This window comes from Micromonospora sp. RTGN7 (assembly GCF_033804645.1).
Classification (GTDB): domain Bacteria; phylum Actinomycetota; class Actinomycetes; order Mycobacteriales; family Micromonosporaceae; genus Micromonospora.
Window position 1 is genome coordinate 1 of record NZ_JAPZLF010000073.1, and the last position, 235, is coordinate 235.

General features: G+C 63.0%; 1 pseudogene. It reads right to left on the reverse strand.

The annotated features are described in order from the left end of the window. Positions 1–235: pseudogene (locus tag SNR22_RS29255) on the reverse strand (2-oxoacid:ferredoxin oxidoreductase subunit beta); the annotation flags it as partial.

The following is a 235-nucleotide window of genomic DNA, read 5'->3' on the forward strand; positions in this document are numbered from 1 at the left end:
GACTGAGCGGAATACGCCGATTGGGGTGTTGCTCAGGTCGAGGCCGGGGAGTCGGGATAGTGCGAATGCGTAGGCGGGGTCGTTGACGGTGGTGTCGTGTACGACGATTTCCTCGGGGCGGACTGTGGCGGTCTCGCGTACCTGTAGGCCGAAGCCGCCGGGTGGGTGGATCACGCAGAGTTGTCCGTCGGTGCCGAAGGTGATGGGTTTTCCGTGTTCGAGTCGGATGAGGTAG